The sequence below is a fragment of the Daejeonella sp. genome (assembly GCF_030684675.1).
Classification (GTDB): Bacteria; Bacteroidota; Bacteroidia; order Sphingobacteriales; family Sphingobacteriaceae; genus Daejeonella.
The window spans coordinates 14,200-31,694 of sequence record NZ_JAUXXZ010000024.1; the positions used below are offsets into that span (position 1 = coordinate 14,200).

Annotated in this window: 16 protein-coding genes and 1 tRNA gene; 8 read left to right on the forward strand and 9 right to left on the reverse strand. The window is 40.4% G+C overall.

Going from position 1 to position 17,495, the window contains the following annotated elements:
• Positions 1-12: 12 nt before the first annotated feature.
• From ilvB to atpD, 4 genes are all read right to left on the reverse strand, one after another.
• A complete protein-coding gene (gene ilvB / locus Q8M41_RS04340; RefSeq protein WP_305364022.1) occupies positions 13-1,749 on the reverse strand; it encodes a biosynthetic-type acetolactate synthase large subunit in 1,737 nt (578 codons plus the stop codon).
• A 60-nt stretch (positions 1,750-1,809) separates the two neighbouring features.
• Positions 1,810-3,489, reverse strand: coding sequence for a dihydroxy-acid dehydratase (ilvD, locus tag Q8M41_RS04345; RefSeq protein ID WP_305364023.1), 1,680 nt, complete (start codon positions 3,487-3,489; stop codon positions 1,810-1,812).
• Positions 3,490-4,031: 542 nt separating this feature from the next.
• Positions 4,032-4,280 carry an ATP synthase F1 subunit epsilon gene (gene atpC / locus Q8M41_RS04350; RefSeq protein WP_305364024.1) on the reverse strand — a complete coding sequence of 83 codons (249 nt, stop codon included), beginning with the start codon at positions 4,278-4,280 and terminating at the stop codon, positions 4,032-4,034.
• 76 nt (positions 4,281-4,356) lie between these two features.
• Positions 4,357-5,862: a F0F1 ATP synthase subunit beta gene (gene atpD, locus Q8M41_RS04355; protein WP_305364025.1), complete on the reverse strand. Its 1,506-nt coding sequence runs from the start codon at positions 5,860-5,862 to the stop codon at positions 4,357-4,359.
• Positions 5,863-6,164: 302 nt separating this feature from the next.
• Between atpD and Q8M41_RS04360 the strand changes: the two genes are divergently transcribed.
• The 8 genes from Q8M41_RS04360 (at position 6,165) to pgk (ending at position 12,712) form a co-directional block, all read left to right on the forward strand.
• Positions 6,165-7,082 carry an SDR family oxidoreductase gene (locus Q8M41_RS04360; RefSeq protein WP_305364026.1) on the forward strand — a complete coding sequence of 306 codons (918 nt, stop codon included), beginning with the start codon at positions 6,165-6,167 and terminating at the stop codon, positions 7,080-7,082.
• Between the two features lie 75 nt (positions 7,083-7,157).
• Complete coding sequence (locus tag Q8M41_RS04365; RefSeq protein ID WP_305364027.1) at positions 7,158-7,619, forward strand: redoxin domain-containing protein; 462 nt, start codon at positions 7,158-7,160, stop codon at positions 7,617-7,619.
• 116 nt (positions 7,620-7,735) lie between these two features.
• Positions 7,736-7,809: transfer RNA gene (locus Q8M41_RS04370), tRNA-Arg, on the forward strand.
• 114 nt (positions 7,810-7,923) lie between these two features.
• The gene (locus Q8M41_RS04375; protein WP_305364028.1) at positions 7,924-8,496 is read left to right on the forward strand and encodes an adenylate kinase; all 573 of its coding nucleotides are present in this window, start codon (positions 7,924-7,926) and stop codon (positions 8,494-8,496) included.
• A 78-nt stretch (positions 8,497-8,574) separates the two neighbouring features.
• Positions 8,575-9,591 carry a GTPase ObgE gene (obgE, locus tag Q8M41_RS04380; protein WP_305364029.1) on the forward strand — a complete coding sequence of 339 codons (1,017 nt, stop codon included), beginning with the start codon at positions 8,575-8,577 and terminating at the stop codon, positions 9,589-9,591.
• A 450-nt stretch (positions 9,592-10,041) separates the two neighbouring features.
• Positions 10,042-11,040, forward strand: coding sequence for a type I glyceraldehyde-3-phosphate dehydrogenase (gap, locus tag Q8M41_RS04385; RefSeq protein ID WP_305364030.1), 999 nt, complete (start codon positions 10,042-10,044; stop codon positions 11,038-11,040).
• A gap of 10 nt (positions 11,041-11,050) precedes the next feature.
• Entirely contained in the window at positions 11,051-11,482 is a 432-nt protein-coding gene (locus Q8M41_RS04390; RefSeq protein ID WP_305364031.1) for a GNAT family N-acetyltransferase, read from the forward strand.
• Between the two features lie 24 nt (positions 11,483-11,506).
• Entirely contained in the window at positions 11,507-12,712 is a 1,206-nt protein-coding gene (pgk, locus tag Q8M41_RS04395; protein WP_305364032.1) for a phosphoglycerate kinase, read from the forward strand.
• 145 nt (positions 12,713-12,857) lie between these two features.
• Here the strand turns inward: pgk and Q8M41_RS04400 are convergent, their stop codons facing one another.
• From Q8M41_RS04400 to Q8M41_RS04420, 5 genes are all read right to left on the reverse strand, one after another.
• The gene (locus Q8M41_RS04400) at positions 12,858-13,334 is read right to left on the reverse strand and encodes a nuclear transport factor 2 family protein (RefSeq protein WP_305364033.1); all 477 of its coding nucleotides are present in this window, start codon (positions 13,332-13,334) and stop codon (positions 12,858-12,860) included.
• Between the two features lie 9 nt (positions 13,335-13,343).
• Complete coding sequence (locus Q8M41_RS04405; RefSeq protein WP_305364034.1) at positions 13,344-14,063, reverse strand: hypothetical protein; 720 nt, start codon at positions 14,061-14,063, stop codon at positions 13,344-13,346.
• 64 nt (positions 14,064-14,127) lie between these two features.
• Entirely contained in the window at positions 14,128-15,726 is a 1,599-nt protein-coding gene (locus Q8M41_RS04410) for an aminopeptidase P family protein (protein ID WP_305364035.1), read from the reverse strand.
• A 120-nt stretch (positions 15,727-15,846) separates the two neighbouring features.
• Positions 15,847-16,707, reverse strand: a complete 861-nt coding sequence (locus tag Q8M41_RS04415; RefSeq protein ID WP_305364036.1) for an alpha/beta hydrolase — start codon at positions 16,705-16,707, stop codon at positions 15,847-15,849.
• 112 nt (positions 16,708-16,819) lie between these two features.
• A complete protein-coding gene (locus Q8M41_RS04420) occupies positions 16,820-17,227 on the reverse strand; it encodes a GNAT family N-acetyltransferase (RefSeq protein ID WP_305364037.1) in 408 nt (135 codons plus the stop codon).
• Positions 17,228-17,495: the final 268 nt, after the last annotated feature.

Below are 17,495 nucleotides of genomic sequence, written 5' to 3' on the forward strand. Positions count from 1 at the left end.
TGGTGGGGCTTATTATTTCAATCTGATCTCGCTAACACTACATCCCTGTGGTACCATCGGGAATACATTATTCTCTTTGGTAACCATTACTTCAAGCAGGAAAGAACCTTTGTGTTCAAGCATTTCTTTTAAAGAAGAGGAAATCTCCCCACGCTCTGAAATACTCTTTCCCTTAATTCTGTAGGCAGCGGCAAGTGCAACAAAATCAGGACTTTCTATATCAACGAAGGAATAACGGTGCTGATTAAAAAGTTCCTGCCATTGCCTTACCATTCCCAGGAATCTGTTGTTTAGAATCAGGATCTTCACGTCGATGTTACTCTGCATAATTGTTCCCAATTCCTGAAGGGTCATCTGAAAGCCGCCGTCGCCGATAACAGCAACAACTGTACGTTCGGGTGCTCCAAATTTTGCTCCTATGGCTGCGGGTAATGCAAATCCCATGGTTCCAAGTCCGCCGCTGGTTACATTACTTCTGGTTTTGTTAAGTTTTGCATACCTGCAGGCTACCATCTGGTGCTGGCCTACGTCGGTAACGATGATTGCCTCACCATGAGTTAATTCATTTAAGTGACTTATCACTTCACCCATAGTCAGTTCACCAGAAGCCGGATGTAGTTCATCATTGATTACAGCTTCGATTTCTTTCTGATCGAAATCTCTGAATTTCTTTAGCCATTCAGGATAGGTCTTCTGCTGAATAAGCGCTGTTAAGGCCGGTAAGGTCTCCTTACAATCGCCCCACACCGGAACAGTAGTCTGTACGTTTTTATCTATTTCTGAAGGGTCGATATCCAGGTGGATGATCTTTGCCTGTTTGGCATACTTATCAAGGCGGCCGGTTACACGGTCGTCAAATCTCATTCCAATAGCAATCATTACATCGCATTCATTGGTCAGAACGTTAGGTCCGTAATTCCCATGCATACCCAGCATTCCCACATTTAATGGGTGATCTGTTGGGATAGCCCCGGCTCCCAGAATGGTCCATGCTGAAGGGATTCCGCTCTTTTCTACGAAAGCTTTGAATTCTTTCTCTGCCTCTCCAAGAATTACTCCCTGTCCCCACAATACAAAAGGCTTTTTTGCCTGATTGATCAAGGCAGCTGCCTGTTCTATATATTCATTGCGGATGAGCGGCTTAGGACGATAGCTACGGATATGATTGCAGGGGGTATAACCACTATAATCGAATTTCTGTATCTGAGCATTCTTTGTAATATCAATCAAAACAGGTCCGGGTCTTCCACTTCTCGCGATGTAGAAAGCCTTGCTGAGTACTTCCGGAATTTCTGTAGCATCAGTGACCTGATAATTCCATTTTGTGACAGGAGTGGTTATATTGATTACATCTGTCTCCTGAAATGCGTCAGTACCCAAAAGATGTGCAAATACCTGGCCGGTGATACAAACCAGAGGTGTGCTGTCGATCATAGCATCAGCTAATCCGGTAACCAGGTTGGTAGCACCGGGGCCGCTGGTTGCAAATACCACACCGACCTTGCCCGAAGTTCTGGCAAAACCCTGGCCGGCGTGAATACCACCCTGCTCATGTCTTACCAAAATATGGTTTAATTTTTCTTTGTAATCGTACAATGCATCATAGATCGGCATAATTGCCCCGCCAGGGTACCCGAATATTACTTCTGTGCCTTCGGCGATCAATGCTTCGAGAAGGGCTACAGAACCCGAAATTTCAATCGTTTCAACTCCTGTAGGGTTACTCAATGCCTGCTGCTCAATTTCCATAATTATTTATTTATGTGTTTGTATCAATAATCAAATGAATCAATTCACCCGATCATTTCATTATTCTTCGTCAGTTACGCAACCTTCGCTGGCGTTCTTTACCTGTTTAAAATATTTAAATAACACTCCGTTCTTAACAGGAGGTGCCGGCTGCTGCCATAGTTTTCTTCTGTGTTCCATTTCTTCGGCTGTGATCATTACATCGATGGAGTTTTTGTTCGCGTCAATCTGAATGATATCATCATCCTTCACAAGACCAATATTTCCGCCTTCAAAAGCTTCCGGTGTAATATGCCCAACCACAAAACCATGTGTTCCTCCTGAAAAGCGTCCATCTGTAATAAGCGCAACTGAAGCACCTAAGCCGGCTCCGAAGATCGCAGATGTTGGTTTAAGCATTTCGGGCATGCCCGGTGCACCTTTAGGCCCAACATTCCTGATTACAACAACATCGCCTGCTTTCACCTTCCCGCTACTGATACCATGGATCAATTCAAACTCACCGTCAAATACACGCGCCGGACCAGTGAATGATTCGCCTTCCTTTCCACTTATTTTAGCAACAGAACCCTGAGGTGCAAGGTTGCCGTAAAGCATTTGTAAATGCCCGGTTTTCTTTATCGGATTTTCGTAAGGATAGATTACATCCTGATTTTCAAAATTAAGATCAGCAGCTTCGGCCACATTTTCTGCCAGTGTTCTTCCTGTAACGGTCAGGCAATCACCATGCAGCAATCCTTTTTGTAACAGATATTTTAAAACTGAGGGTAATCCGCCAATCGCATGAACGTCTTCCATCATGTATTTTCCGCTAGGTTTAAGATCAGCAATAACTGAAGTCTCATCACTAATCCTCTGGAAATATTCAAGGTCAAGCTTAATTCCAACCGATTTAGCCATGGCAATCAAATGCAGAACTGCATTAGTTGAACCACCAAGAACCATTACCGTTATTATGGCATTATGAAATGCCTTTTCTGTCATGATATCTCTTGGTTTGATATCTTTCTCAAGTAGTATCCTGATGTATTTACCAGCATCAAGACATTCCTGCTTCTTCTCTTCACTCAATGCCAGATAGGTTGAGCTGTAAGGTAAACTCATTCCCATTGCTTCAATTGCTGAAGCCATTGTATTTGCAGTATACATGCCACCACAGGCACCTGCACCCGGACAAGCGTGTTCTATAACTCCCTGAAAATCTTCTTCTGCAAGGTTGCCAGCCATTTTCTGACCTAATGCTTCAAATGCCGAAACAATATTCAGCGATTGCCCTTTATAATTCCCGGAATGGATACTTCCACCATAAACCATGATTGCCGGTCTGTTCAAGCGGCCCATCGCCATGATAGCTCCCGGCATATTCTTATCACAACCCGGTAATGCAATAAGTCCGTCGTAGTAATGTCCGCCGCAGACAGTTTCGATAGAATCGGCGATCAAATCTCTGGAAACCAGAGAATAACGCATTCCTTCTGTACCATTTGTTATACCATCACTGATACCAATGGTATGAAACATTAAACCAACCAAATCATTGTTCCAGACACCTTTCTTGACCACTGCGGCAAGTTCATTCAGGTGCATATTGCAGGTATTACCATCATAGCCCATACTTACAATGCCTACCTGTGCCTTGGCCAGATCTTCTCTGGTTAATCCAATCCCATACAGCATGGCCTGTGAGGCTGGTTGCGTTGGATCCTGGGTGATTGTTTTGCTGTATTTATTAAGTTCCATTGTTCAGATTCTTGTATCTTAATTTCTATTTTTTAACTATATTTTATCTAAAAAAAAAGCCTTTCTATTAAAGGAAGGCGCTGGTCTTTTTATTTGATTTTAAAAGATTTTACACCTTAAGAGCAGGGACGAGCAGAATATAAATGAGGGAAAGGATACCCGGAATAGTCAGTTTATTAAAATTAAGATTCAAAGCGCCATTCATTATACAAACGTTTATAATTTCCTGTTTCATTTAAATCTCAATTTAAGGCCTTCGGATTTAAGTATCAATAGGCAATGCATTTTTTTTAAATTAGAATAAAATATTAAAAATTTTTAAAAATCAATATTAAATTCTGATATGATAAAAAATATCAATATTAAATTTTGCGTAAATATACCAAAACGGTTTTGGGTTTTCGGTTCATGAAATTTTCGTTCAGATCAAACCGTCTGATTTCTGCCTGAAATCCTGAAAGAGTCCGAAAAAAATCAAAATTAAGTGCATAAAAAAAGCCCCTCGATCTGTTGATCAGAGGGGCTTCTTTTTTTAATGTGGCTCAGGAATTCTGTGTTCCTTCAGCAAGTACCATAATATTATTATCAAGTACTTCAATGACACCGCCTTTGATAAAAATAGTTTCTTCATCCTTATCAGTACGGATGATTACTTTGCCATCTTCCAAAGTTGAAATTACAGGTGCGTGATCTTTAAGTACTTCGAAAGATCCCATGGTACCCGGTACGGTCACAGACCTTACTTCGCCTTCAAAGACTTTTTTATCAGGAGTTAATATTTCTAGTTTCATAGTTGAGTATTGAGTATTGAGTATTGAGTATTGAGTATCGGATCACAATACTCAATACTAATATCTCTGTACTAATTTACGCGTTTGCTTCAGCTAATAATTTTTTGCCTTTCTCGATTGCATCTTCGATAGTACCTACAAGGTTGAACGCAGCTTCAGGATACTCATCCACTTCACCGTCCATAATCATATTGAATCCTTTGATGGTATCTTTGATGTCAACCAATACACCTTTTAATCCGGTGAACTGTTCAGCTACGAAGAAAGGCTGGGATAAGAAACGCTGCACGCGGCGAGCACGACCTACTACCAGTTTATCTTCTTCAGATAACTCGTCCATACCAAGAATGGCGATGATATCCTGTAATTCTTTATAACGCTGTAAGATTTCTTTCACACGTTGTGCAGTACCATAATGCTCATCACCAAGTGTTGCGGCATTCAGGATACGTGAAGTTGAATCCAATGGATCCACTGCCGGATAAATTCCAAGCTCAGCGATCTTACGGGATAATACGGTTGTTGCATCAAGGTGAGCAAATGTTGTTGCCGGTGCAGGGTCAGTTAAATCATCCGCAGGCACATAAACAGCCTGTACAGATGTAATTGAACCACGCTTAGTGGATGTGATCCTCTCCTGCATCAATCCCATCTCAGTTGCCAGTGTTGGCTGATATCCTACCGCAGATGGCATACGTCCAAGAAGTGCCGAAACCTCAGAACCTGCCTGAGTGAAACGGAATATATTATCTACGAAGAAAAGAATATCTTTTCCCTGTCCTTCACCTTCACCATCACGGAAATATTCAGCTACAGTAAGACCTGACAAAGCAACACGTGCACGTGCACCAGGAGGCTCATTCATTTGTCCGAATACCAGTGTAGCTTTAGAATCTTTTAATGCTTCTTTATCAACAGATTTTAGATCCCAGCCGCCTTCTTCCATAGAATGTTTGAAGGCATCACCATAATTAATTACACCCGACTCAATAAACTCACGTAAAAGATCATTTCCCTCACGTGTACGCTCACCAACTCCGGCAAAAACTGATAAACCTGCATATGCTTTCGCAATGTTATTTACCAGCTCCATGATCAATACTGTTTTACCAACACCTGCACCACCAAACAAACCGATCTTACCACCTTTTGCATAAGGCTCAAGAAGGTCAATCACTTTGATCCCTGTGAAAAGTACTTCAGTTTCAGTACTTAATTCATCGAATTTTGGTGGAGTATTGTGGATTGGATAACCATCAGAATTGTCCATTGTATCAATTCCGTCGATAGCCTGTCCAACAACGTTGAACAAACGACCTTTGATCTTGTCACCAATAGGCATTTTTATAGCAGATCCGGTATCAATTACTTTCATTCCACGAACAAGTCCGTCTGTTGAGTCCATCGCGATAGCACGAACTCTATCTTCTCCAAGGTGTTGCTGAACTTCAAGAATGATCTTTTGTCCGTTATCTTTTACAATTTCAAGTGCATCGTAAATCTTTGGCAATTGGGCATTCTCAGTGAAGCTGACGTCTACTACAGGTCCGATAATCTGTGCAATTTTTCCGGCGTTTGGCATATTTTTTGTAAATCTTTATTAAATCAACAATTTAAGCCCGTTTAAGGGGCATTTTTTGGTCTGCAAAAATACTCTTTATCCCCGTAAATCAAATACTTAATTGAAGTTTTTTTATAATATTTAGTAAATAGTATTGAGTAGTGAGAGCCAAGAACCAAGAGCCAGGAACCAAGACAGGGTGAAGATTTTCAAGGTACTCAGGAATCTTGTTTCCAACTCTCCATTCTCCACTATCAACTCTCCATTATCAATTGAATCACATTTTTTTCCTTTCTTTGAAAAATTACTGTTTTATTTGGGCGATGAAAAGAATTCTTGTAACCGGCAGTAATGGCCTATTGGGTCAGAAATTAACGGACCTTTGTCTGCACGATCCCGAAATAGTTTTAATTGCAAGCTCAAAGGGTCCTAACCGGCATCCGGTAAAAGATGGATACATCTATGAGGATATGGATATACTCGATCCGCTGCAAATTCAGAGGGTCGTAGAAAAATATAATCCCGATACGATTATTAATACTGCAGCCATGACCAATGTAGATGCCTGCGAAAGTGATAAAGAAAATTGTTATGCACTTAATGTAGGTTCGGTTGAAAGCCTGATCGGACTTTCTGAGCAACACAACATTCAATTAATACAGCTGTCTACCGATTTTATATTCGACGGAGAAAGCGGTCCGTATACCGAAGATGATCAGCCTAATCCACTGAGTTATTATGGGCAAACAAAGCTTGAAGCGGAGCAACTTCTGCAGCAATCATCCTGCAGATGGGTTATTTTGCGAACCATCATTGTTTATGGTATCGTAAATGACATGAGCCGGAGCAACATCATTCTTTGGGCAAAGGGAGCACTCGAAAAGGGTAGTCCGATCAATGTGGTAGATGATCAATGGCGCATGCCAACCCTTGCCGAAGATCTTGCCGAATGCTGCCTGCTTGCCGCAAAGAAAAATGCTGAAGGGATTTTCAATGCTTCAGGGAAGGATATGCTGAGTATACTGGAACTGGTGAAGAAAGTTGCTGAATACTGGAAGCTGGATCAGGCCCTCATCAAACCCATCCCTGCCGAAAGTTTAAATCAGGCTGCAAAGCGCCCTAAACGAACCGGGTTTATTCTGGATAAGGCGAAAAATGTGCTGGGCTACAATCCCAAATCCATTGAAGAGGGAATTGCCTTTGTGGATGCTCAGCTCAAAGCGATTTCTGAGTCGAAATAGCAAAGTATGTGTGCAGAATATCCTGAAATTATTTATAATATTACCTTTGACCGAAATATAAATAAATTAAAAAATATGGCATTATCACAAGGTCAAAAAGCACCTGATTTCAAATTGTACAGTTCAGAACTTAAGGAAATTTCATTAAGTGATTTTAAAGGCAAAAAAGTTGTGATCCATTTCTTTCCAATGGCATTTACAGGAGTTTGTACCACTCAACTATGTACCATGCGCGATACTTTCGGCTATTATGATGGGCTTGGTGCAGCGATTTTGGCAATTTCTGTTGATTCCCCTTTTACACTAGCAAAATTTAAAGAGTTAAACAACTATCAGTTTCCGCTTTTGTCGGATTTTAACAAAGAGGTTTCAAAAGCATACGGAGCATATTATGATGAATTTGTATTCAATCTGAAGGGAGTGGCAAAAAGAGCTGCCTTTGTTCTGGATGAGGATCATCAGATCGTTTACGCACAGGTACTGGAATCTGCGGGTGATTTGCCTGATTTTGATGCGATACGTGAAGTGCTGAACTAAAAACAACATTAGGGTCCGGAAGAATTTTAAGGCCTGATTTTTAACCGATTGGCTTTTTTTCAAAAAAACTATGTTAGTTTGAAAAGAAAGCATATTTTTGCAGTCCGTTAAAAAAGGCACCTGTAGCTTAATTGGATAGAGCACCTGACTACGGATCAGGAGGTTAGGGGTTCGACTCCCTTCAGGTGCACAACGCACATCATTGAAAGCCTTTTCGTAATTAAGTCGAAAAGGCTTTTAATATTTTATTAGGTATTTCTGTTTCAAACGAATTAATTTGAAATAGAAAATAATTTACATTCGAATGCTGAACTTAGTATTGTTTGGCCCTCCGGGAGCTGGTAAAGGAACACAATCCGAAAAATTAATTGAAAAGTATCAATTAGTCCATTTGTCTACAGGTGACATTCTGAGATCCGAAATTTCTAACGGGACTGAATTAGGTCTTGAGGCTAAAAAGCTGATGGATCAGGGTGTTTTAGTTCCGGATGAAGTTGTTATTGGAATGATAAGCAATAAGCTGGATTCAAATAAAGACGCCGGAGGTTTTATTTTTGACGGATTTCCCCGCACAGTAACGCAGGCAGAGGCTCTAGATAAGTTATTAGCGACCAAATCATCAGCTATATCCGGAATGGTAGCGCTGGTGGTAGAACCTGAAGAACTTGAAAAGCGACTTTTATTAAGAGGTAAAGATTCGGGTCGTCCGGATGATGCTAATCCTGAGATCATCCGCAAGCGCATTGTTGAATATAACTCTAAAACTGCTCCGGTAGCAAATTACTATAAAGAGCAGAATAAACTGACCAGTATTAATGGTGTCGGAACTATTGATCAGATCTTTGATTCGATCTGTTCAGTGGTAAATACTTATTAATGCTGATATATTCTTCAATAAATCTTTCTGAGATCAATCAATTTTCTGCCCGGATTTTGTTCTCTGTAAATTAAAATTATGTCTCAGAGCTCAAATTTTGTTGATTACGTAAAAATATGCTGTCGTTCAGGACATGGTGGAGCGGGTTCATCCCATTTACACCGTGATATTCTGACCTCCAAAGGAGGCCCTGATGGGGGAGATGGCGGGCGTGGTGGGCATATCATACTTAAAGGTAGGAGCCAGCTCTGGACATTACTTCACCTGAAATACAGGAAACATATCATTGCCGAGAATGGATTTCCCGGATCCAGCGGACAGAAATCAGGCCGTACAGGTAAGGATGAGATACTGGAAGTTCCTTTGGGAACCATCGCAAGAGATGCCGAAACAGGTGAAATTCTGTTCGAAATCACAAAAGATGGAGAAACAAAGATTTTAACTCCGGGTGGTCGTGGCGGTTTGGGAAACTGGCATTTCAAAACTTCAACAAAACAAACCCCTCGTTTTTCTCAACCGGGTGAAGCTGGTAAGGAAGAGTGGATGGTGCTTGAACTGAAGATCCTTGCAGATGTTGGTTTGGTAGGTTTTCCAAATGCCGGTAAATCAACCTTGCTATCTGTAGTTTCTGCAGCAAAGCCCGAGATTGCAGATTATGCTTTCACTACCCTTGTTCCAAATTTGGGTATAGTTTCTTACCGCGATAACCGCTCGTTTATTATGGCTGATATCCCGGGAATTATCGAGGGAGCTTCTAAAGGAAAGGGACTTGGCATTCGTTTCCTCAGACATATTGAACGTAATTCTGTTTTGTTATTTTTAGTCCCGGCAGATACCGCAAGGACAATAAAACAGGAATATGAAATCCTGCTGAATGAGCTTGAAGATTATAATCCTGAACTGATGCATAAACCCCGCATCCTGGCTATCAGTAAATCTGATCTGCTCGATGAGGAGCTGATGAACGAAATGAAACAGGATTTACCTGCCATTCCTTTTGTCTTTATCTCATCAGTTGCTCAGAAAGGGCTGCTTGAACTGAAAGATATGCTTTGGAAGGTTATCAATACAGGAATTGATAACCAGTCTGTATAAAATTTCAGGACGAGACAATCCACCGACTTACGAAATCACATAGGCGTTTAGAAAGTTGATTTCGTCACCAGATAGCTATCGGGTCGCCAAAAAAATACAGTGACTGACGAATTTATCTTGCATGATGCTCAGGTAAATTCGTAAGTCTTAACGATCCGACTTGCGAAATCACCTGACCGAGCGGAAAGTCGATTTCGCCAGTCGCAAATCAAATGAGTGACTGACGAATTTATCTTGTATGACGCCTAAGTAAATTCGTAAGTCTGAACTTCTCCGACTTGCGAAATCACCTGACCGAGCGGAAAGTCGATTTCGCTAGTCGCAAATCAAATGAGTGACTGACGAATTTATCTTGCATGATGCTTAAGTAAATTCGTAAGTCTTTTCCTGACTGAAATTTTACAAGCTCTTTTTAATTCATTTGAATAACTTTGGACATTATCTGTATATATGAAACTTGCAATTAACGGATTTGGCCGTATCGGAAGGATTACTCTGAGAGCCCTGCTACAAAGACCAGGACTCGAAATTGTTGCGATAAATGATCTTTCTGATACAAAAACCCTTGCTCATCTGTTTAAATACGACTCTGTTCACAGAGGATTTGAGGGGGAAGTATCCGCTGAAAATGGTCATTTAGTAATAAATGGCCAAAAGATCCGGGTTTTTGCTGAAAAGGATCCGTCGAAACTTCCGTGGAAGGAAATGAATGTTGAGCTGGTCATTGAGTCTAGCGGAAAATTTACTGATAAAGCCGGCGCCGGTTTACATTTGCAGGCAGGAGCCAGGCAGGTTATTATTTCTGCTCCCTCATCCGACAGGGAAATTGCTACTGTAGTTTTGGGTGTGAACGACCATCTGGTTGATCTACATGCATCAATTCTTTCAAACGCCTCCTGTACAACCAATAATGTTGCGCCTATGGTTAAAGTATTGGATGACCAGTGGGGTATTGTAGATGGTTACATTACGACAGTGCACTCCATGACCGGTGACCAGAATCTGCATGATGCTCCTCATAAAGATCTTAGGAGAGCCAGAGCAGCTTCAGCATCCATTATTCCAACCACTACTGGTGCAGCAAAAGCGATCACTACGATCTTTCCGCACCTCGAAGGGAAATTGGGAGGTGCGGGTATTCGTGTTCCGGTTTTGAATGGATCACTTACAGACTTTACTTGCACACTTAAAAAGAAGGTGAGTACTAAGGAGATTAATGAGGCTTTTTTAATAGCCTCACAAGGATATTTAAAAGGGATTCTCGAATATACCTCGGATCCAATTGTATCGGTTGATATTTTGGATAATCCCCATTCCTGCATTTTTGACTCTGAACTTAGTTCAGTGGTTGGTGAGTTGGTCAAAGTTGTTGGATGGTATGATAATGAGTCAGGTTATTCGAACCGTCTGGCTGATCTGGTGATTAAAATTGCTGCTCTTAGAAAATAATCTCCCTGTTATGATCAGATTTATCAGCACAAAAGATGCATTGGCTCTGCGAAGCCCTGTCTTAAGAGAGGGATTAGCTCCTGAACTTTGCCGTTTTGATGGAGATGATGACGAAAATACATTTCACCTGGGCTATTTTAAGGACGATGAACTGATCTGCATCGGAAGTTTTCACAAGCAGGGTAAAAATGGTTATGCGGGTGAGGGATATCAATTGAGAGGAATGGCCACAAGGGTAGATTATCAGGGAAAGGGAATTGGCAATCAGTTGCTCAATTTTGCGATAGTTTACCTCCGGGGCCGAAAAGTAAATTATATCTGGTGTAATGCCAGAAAAAATGCCTGCAGATTTTATCTGGGCATAGGATTTGAAATCATTTCTGATGAATTCGAAATTATGGGTGTTGGTCCTCACAGGGTAATGTACCTGAAGATCCAGTAATAAATAAGCCTAACAAATGATTATATGAATACGATAGATTTTTTAAATTTTTCTGGTAAGAAAGCACTTATACGCGTCGATTTTAATGTCCCGCTTGATGATAAGTTCAATATTACAGACGATAACCGCATGGTTGGGGCTGTTCCAACTATTGAGAAGATATTGAATGACGGTGGTTCGGTTATTTTGATGTCACATTTGGGAAGGCCTAAAGACGGGCCTGCAGAGAAGTATTCCTTAAGGCACCTGGTCAGGCATCTCGCCATCTTATTAAACAGGGATGTTCAGTTTGCTGACGATTGCATAGGTGAGAGTGCTGTTTCGAAAGCGAAGGAGTTAAAATCTGGTGAAGTCTTATTACTTGAAAACCTCCGTTTTTATAAAGAAGAAGAAAAAGGTGATGAAGCATTTGCAGAAAAGCTGGCTGCTCTGGGCGATGTATATGTAAATGATGCTTTTGGTACAGCTCACCGTGCGCATGCCTCTACTGCGATCATTGCTAAATTCTTTCCGGCTGCTAAATATTTCGGTTACCTGATGGCCGGTGAACTGGCTAATGCCGAGAAAATATTGAATCATGCCGAAAAGCCGTTTACTGCAATTATGGGTGGTGCAAAAGTGTCTGATAAGATTCTTTTGATAGAACAATTATTGGAAAAGGTTGATAACCTGATTGTTGGGGGTGGAATGGCATATACTTTTGCGAAGGCGCAGGGAGGGCAGATTGGTAATTCATTGGTCGAAGATGATAAACTAGATCTTGCAATTGAATTGTTGAAAAAGGCGAAAGCTAAAAACGTTAATTTGCTTCTTCCAGTTGATTCAGTGGTAGCAGATGCCTTTGCCGCTGATGCCAATACTGCAATTGCTCAAAATGATGCTATACCTACTGGCTGGATGGGACTTGATATTGGCCCGGAGTCAGTTAAAAGTTTCAGTTCTGTTGTTAAGAGTTCCAAAACTATCCTTTGGAATGGCCCGATGGGTGTTTTTGAGATGGAAAAATTTGAAACAGGGACCAAATCAGTTGCTGAAGCAGTAGTAGAGGCTACAAAAAATGGTGCATTCTCATTGATAGGTGGAGGAGACTCTGCCGCTGCGGTGGCTAAATTCGGTTTTGAGGATGAAGTAAGCTATGTATCTACCGGCGGTGGAGCGCTGCTGGAATACATGGAAGGCAAGGAATTGCCAGGGGTGAAGGCGATTTCTTCCGGGTCAAGCCCGGAATGACAGAAGGATAGTAATATCATAGGCGATTTGTCATTTCGGGCTTGACCCCAATTTCATTATTTAAGAGACTGTTTGGTTTCATGGTTTTAAAATGTCTGTGGAACCTCCCGACTCTTAAATAATGACATTGGGCTTGACCTGTTTGTCATTCCGGGTCTGACCCGGAACCGGAACAGCCCTCGGGTTCAATTGTATAGGCAGCAGTAGCTATTTTCCAGCCTTCAATCGTTTTAAGCATAGTAAATAGATCTACTCCGCAATGTGAGAATTTGCCGCTGATATTCAGGGTATAAGGTACCCAGGCCATCGCAATCCGATTGTGAATTTTTACTTCTGAAGAAAGCATTCTTTCCTGAATAACCCTTGCCGGATTTATCAAAGTTTTCATGAAATCACTAAACTGCCGCATAGAATATTTTGCTGCATTTTCTTTTTCAGAGATCGCCCAGACTTGTCCATTTGTTAGTAATATAGATTTAAACAGTACCGTGTCCTGTTTTTCGAGTGCATCAAAAAACTGCTGAACTTTCAACAGAATTTCTTTTTCTTCAGGGTTTTGCTTCTTCTGAGCAAAAGAATTAATGCTGATTAACAGCAGAATCAAAAGGAAAAATCTATTCATGGTTTATTTTTAAATTTTCATCAGGGCAAATGCATCCATTATTTTAATCCAGAATTCCCATTGTGAAACAAAATTCATGAGTAAATGTTGAAGTATGAACAGAACCAAAGCTAACAGGTATGGCAGGTGTATCATTCCTGTCCGTTTATCATCCAGCAACAATAATACAAGTACAGTTTCGATAATGATATAGCTGATATTAAGTGATTTATCAAAATTATTAATAATGGGGAATTGAAAAAGAAGACGTGTCAGAGCTGGTATTAAAGGCCCTAGTACTGTACAAGCAATATAACGTGCGTGAAGCTGAATTTCTTTACGCTTATAAATTGCCAGGATGTAGAATAACAGAAACTGAATTAATGTTACGAAATCTATGAATGCTAACTGATACGGGACAAACGGAGGAAAGGAATCTTTCCTGATCAGCATGATTTGCACCATGTTCAGCGCACTTAGAATGATCAGCGGGACTAATAAAAAAGATAATTTACCAATTCTTCTATGCCATTTAAGGTTGCCGGTTTTATATAGAAATGGCTGTATGATCAGCAGGACTAACCACAAAGTAGCTGTGATGCCATGAAAGTGATGAGCATTATCCGTACTTGTTAAACGATTGAAATAGGATGGGAAGAAAGCGAAAATGGTAAGCACTGCCGCCAGGATAAAATACAGATATGCATTTCCGTAAAAGAGCTTTCTGTTTGGGTTAGAGTCCATCATCATCTTTAAAAATTTAAATTACATTTCAGTAATTTTCATTTTATGAATAAGCAATACAAAATCCTGGCTACTTCAGTTTTGGAAGGGTCAGGTTATTCAATGCGCTCTTTTGTGCCAAAGTAGCTTCAACCTCTTCCAGCTTTCGCGGTGCAGCGACTGATAAGTTTTCATTCCCGGATTTGCCGATTAGCAGATCGTCTTCAATCCGAACGGCAATGTCCCACCATTTAGGATCACAAGGGCTGCCTTTAGGAATGTAAATACCAGGCTCAACCGTAATCACCATATTCTCTTTTAACACTGGTGTGATGTTTTTATCATGAACATCGAGTCCAAGGTGGTGTGAAACACCATGAATATAGTATCGCGAGACATCTTTTTTCTCTTTGATGATACCAAGTTCCAGCAGCCCTTGTGCAAGCACTTCAGTAGTTTTTACATTCAGATCCCGGAATGGTGTTCCTTCTTTTACAATTTTAAAGACCTCTTCCTGAGCTTTGTAAACCAACTGATAGATCGCTTTCTGCTCAGGACTGAATTTTCCGTTTGCAGGAACCGTCCGGGTGATATCGGCCGAATAACCATGATACTCAGATCCTACATCCATCAAAACCAGCTGATTATCAACTTTTGTGGCATTATTCTCAATATAATGAAGTATACAGCCATTGCCACCAGCACCCACAATTGGAGGGTAACCCTCATCCATTGCACCATAGCGTTTATGAACATAATGAAATATTCCTGTTAGCTCTGATTCAGACATGGCAGGTGTGATAGCCTTCATTACTTCTTTATGGGCAATGGCCGAAAGCTGAATAGATTTTCTTAGTAAAACCAGTTCTTCAGGAGTTTTAATCTCCCTTAGAGAAGAAATCAGTTTGTTATATTCCTGGGAAGGGGACGGATTTTCTTTAATCTTTTTCTGTACCATGGCCAGAGTAGCTTCATCAGGATTTTGAATGATCTGGTTTAAAAGCGGATCATTCCGGTAATCAGCATCTTCCGTATTGGCCATGCTTGCTTTGATCCGGCTTACTCTGTTAGCCAGATTTGAAGGAGAAGTAGAATTGGCGAGCAGATTATGTGCCTGAATCACGTATTTATTCTCTCGTTTTTTTATCTGTGCTTTTTCAGAGAATGTGTTGATCATTGATTGCAATGTCCCTGAACCGGCATCATCCGGGAATATATCATATTGTATACTTTTAAAGCCGTTGAAGTCAATTTCAAATGTTTTAAACTGTTCTGTGGTAAATGCATAAGCAAAACCTAAATCTTTTTTTGCACCATCTGCGCCAAGCCGCCGACCTGTCCATTGTTCCAGTAAAGGATTACGACTCCGGACAAAAATCACTTCATTGTATGATCGATCGCCATTTTTTTGCATCTCCTTAAAGATGATCAGCATACCATCAGGTTCTTTATAACCACTCAGGTAATACAGGTCAGGATTAGGGTGGTAGCTGTAGGTAACGTCATTAGAAAATACCCGCTCAGGGAAGGAAAAAATTACAGCGACTGAATTTTCGGGCATCTTCTGGCGATAGGCTTCTCTTCTACCAGCATGAAATTCTTTACTAAGGAAGTCGCCTGGAAGATTATGCTGGGCATTTGCATTAAACGATAGTACAAATAGCCAAAGGCCGATGATGTATTTATTCATGAATTTGTTTCAAACTGGTTAGTTAAAAGAATATTTTTTAGCTATTCAAAGCTAAACTATAATGGAAAGTAGAAATAAAAATTGATTTTTCATAATCAGCTGATTATCTAATCGTTCTGACTATTTGCTACGCTCTTTTAAAGGATACAATAATCTGAAAGCATTAAAAATGGCCTGATGTGTGATCGTTGCATGGTCCTCATCCGGAAGGTAATCGAAATGTACCTGCACTGTTTTACTTTTGCCGGCTTTTAATTTTTCAGCCAGTAAATTGGCATCCATTTCCATTACATGGGGTGTATTTCCGGGACTTAACCCTTCTTTCCCAACCCCGATATAAATGCCGGTGCTTTGAGAGAAACCCTCAGAAAGCAGGCTGGAATTTTGTTTGAGCAAGGAGCCGTTGTCCCACCATAAAGAGGGGCTGATGATGATATATTTATTAAAGAGCTCAGGTTTTTTCATTAAGATTTCGGTAGCCAGTAAGCCTCCTAGAGATTGACCGATAATCATTTTTGAATCATTTACATTGTATTCCTTCTCAATAAAGGGTTGTAGTTCTTTTTCAATAAAAGCGATGAACTTGTCGGAATGCCCTGTGCCTGGGAATTGTTTTTTATCCTCCTCAATACTGCTGGGATAGGTAAAATCCCGTTTGCGATTGATATTAGCTATACCCACTACAATGGATTCAGGAAGGCGGTTAATCCAGGGGAAATTATTGAATTGTACCAATCCGGCAACATGTATAAAATCTTCATCTGCAGAACCATCGAGCAAATAGATTACCGGGTATCGGGAACTGTCAGCCCTGCTGTAACCAGCTGGCAGGTAAATGTTCAGGGTTCTTTTCTCAGCTAATTCTAAAGAGTTTATCTCAAGGATCTCACCTAGTATAAAAGGCTTGCTCTGGCTTCTGGCCTGGCTTAACAATGTGCCTGAGCAGAGACAAAAGCAGAAAAGTAAAATGATTTTTCTCATCGGGTATATGCCTTGGATTAGGGTTAAATTTTCTCAAGATAGTTATCTTCGGATTAGTAACAAACAGATGTGAAGAGCTAATTAATCCCCTTTAACAGATTTCTGAAACATCCTATCTTAAATCATTGATATTGTCGAGTATAAAGCATTGATCCCATTTAGTCATGCCAATTTTAGGATAGTAGTTCACTGCTTTTGGAGCTGAAAGTAAAATTAGTTTCGCCCTGGGTGTAGTTATTTTGGTTTGTCTGACTAATTCTTTGCCAATTCCCATTTTCTGATACTTTTTGTCAACAGCCAAATCTGACAGGTAGGTGCAAAATACAAAGTCAGTCAGAGATCGGGCAATGCCAACGAGTTTGCCATTATCTCTCGCAGTTATTATTAAATTGCCGTGTTTGAGCATTTCAGACAATCTTTCAGGTTCCCCAATTGGTCTTCTTTCTCCTAAAGTTGAATTCAGCAATACGCTTTTGAATTCGTCAACACTCAGGTTTTCTTCTTGTTGATAATTTATCATCTATTCCTTTTTAACTGGTTAAAAATTCTTTTCTGTTTCAGCGTTAATACCCTCTCAGGCAGGAAGCATTTTTAATACTCAGGTCTGTTTAATTGGCCGTCCTTTGCGTTTGAATTAATATTTTTTCAAAAAGCAACAACATAAAATAGTCACTAAAGGCGTTATATAATAATTGGTATTTAAGGTAAAGTGTGAATTTTATAATTCTCTATAGAAATCATGTAAGTTAAAACCCTGGTTCATTATTAGATTTGTGTTGAAAATACTA

Excerpts from the sequence above, each read along its gene's own strand:
- ilvD (WP_305364023.1), bottom strand. The coding sequence starts at position 3,489 with ATGGAACTTAATAAATACAGCAAAACAATCACCCAGGATCCAACGCAA.
- ilvB (WP_305364022.1), bottom strand. The coding sequence starts at position 1,749 with ATGGAAATTGAGCAGCAGGCATTGAGTAACCCTACAGGAGTTGAAACG.
- pgk (WP_305364032.1), top strand. The coding sequence starts at position 11,507 with ATGAATACGATAGATTTTTTAAATTTTTCTGGTAAGAAAGCACTTATA.
- Q8M41_RS04400 (WP_305364033.1), bottom strand. The coding sequence starts at position 13,334 with ATGAATAGATTTTTCCTTTTGATTCTGCTGTTAATCAGCATTAATTCT.
- Q8M41_RS04415 (WP_305364036.1), bottom strand. The coding sequence starts at position 16,707 with ATGAGAAAAATCATTTTACTTTTCTGCTTTTGTCTCTGCTCAGGCACA.
- atpC (WP_305364024.1), bottom strand. The coding sequence starts at position 4,280 with ATGAAACTAGAAATATTAACTCCTGATAAAAAAGTCTTTGAAGGCGAA.
- Q8M41_RS04410 (WP_305364035.1), bottom strand. The coding sequence starts at position 15,726 with ATGAATAAATACATCATCGGCCTTTGGCTATTTGTACTATCGTTTAAT.
- Q8M41_RS04375 (WP_305364028.1), top strand. The coding sequence starts at position 7,924 with ATGCTGAACTTAGTATTGTTTGGCCCTCCGGGAGCTGGTAAAGGAACA.
- Q8M41_RS04390 (WP_305364031.1), top strand. The coding sequence starts at position 11,051 with ATGATCAGATTTATCAGCACAAAAGATGCATTGGCTCTGCGAAGCCCT.
- gap (WP_305364030.1), top strand. The coding sequence starts at position 10,042 with ATGAAACTTGCAATTAACGGATTTGGCCGTATCGGAAGGATTACTCTG.
- obgE (WP_305364029.1), top strand. The coding sequence starts at position 8,575 with ATGTCTCAGAGCTCAAATTTTGTTGATTACGTAAAAATATGCTGTCGT.
- atpD (WP_305364025.1), bottom strand. The coding sequence starts at position 5,862 with ATGCCAAACGCCGGAAAAATTGCACAGATTATCGGACCTGTAGTAGAC.
- Q8M41_RS04405 (WP_305364034.1), bottom strand. The coding sequence starts at position 14,063 with ATGATGATGGACTCTAACCCAAACAGAAAGCTCTTTTACGGAAATGCA.
- Q8M41_RS04360 (WP_305364026.1), top strand. The coding sequence starts at position 6,165 with ATGAAAAGAATTCTTGTAACCGGCAGTAATGGCCTATTGGGTCAGAAA.
- Q8M41_RS04420 (WP_305364037.1), bottom strand. The coding sequence starts at position 17,227 with ATGATAAATTATCAACAAGAAGAAAACCTGAGTGTTGACGAATTCAAA.
- Q8M41_RS04365 (WP_305364027.1), top strand. The coding sequence starts at position 7,158 with ATGGCATTATCACAAGGTCAAAAAGCACCTGATTTCAAATTGTACAGT.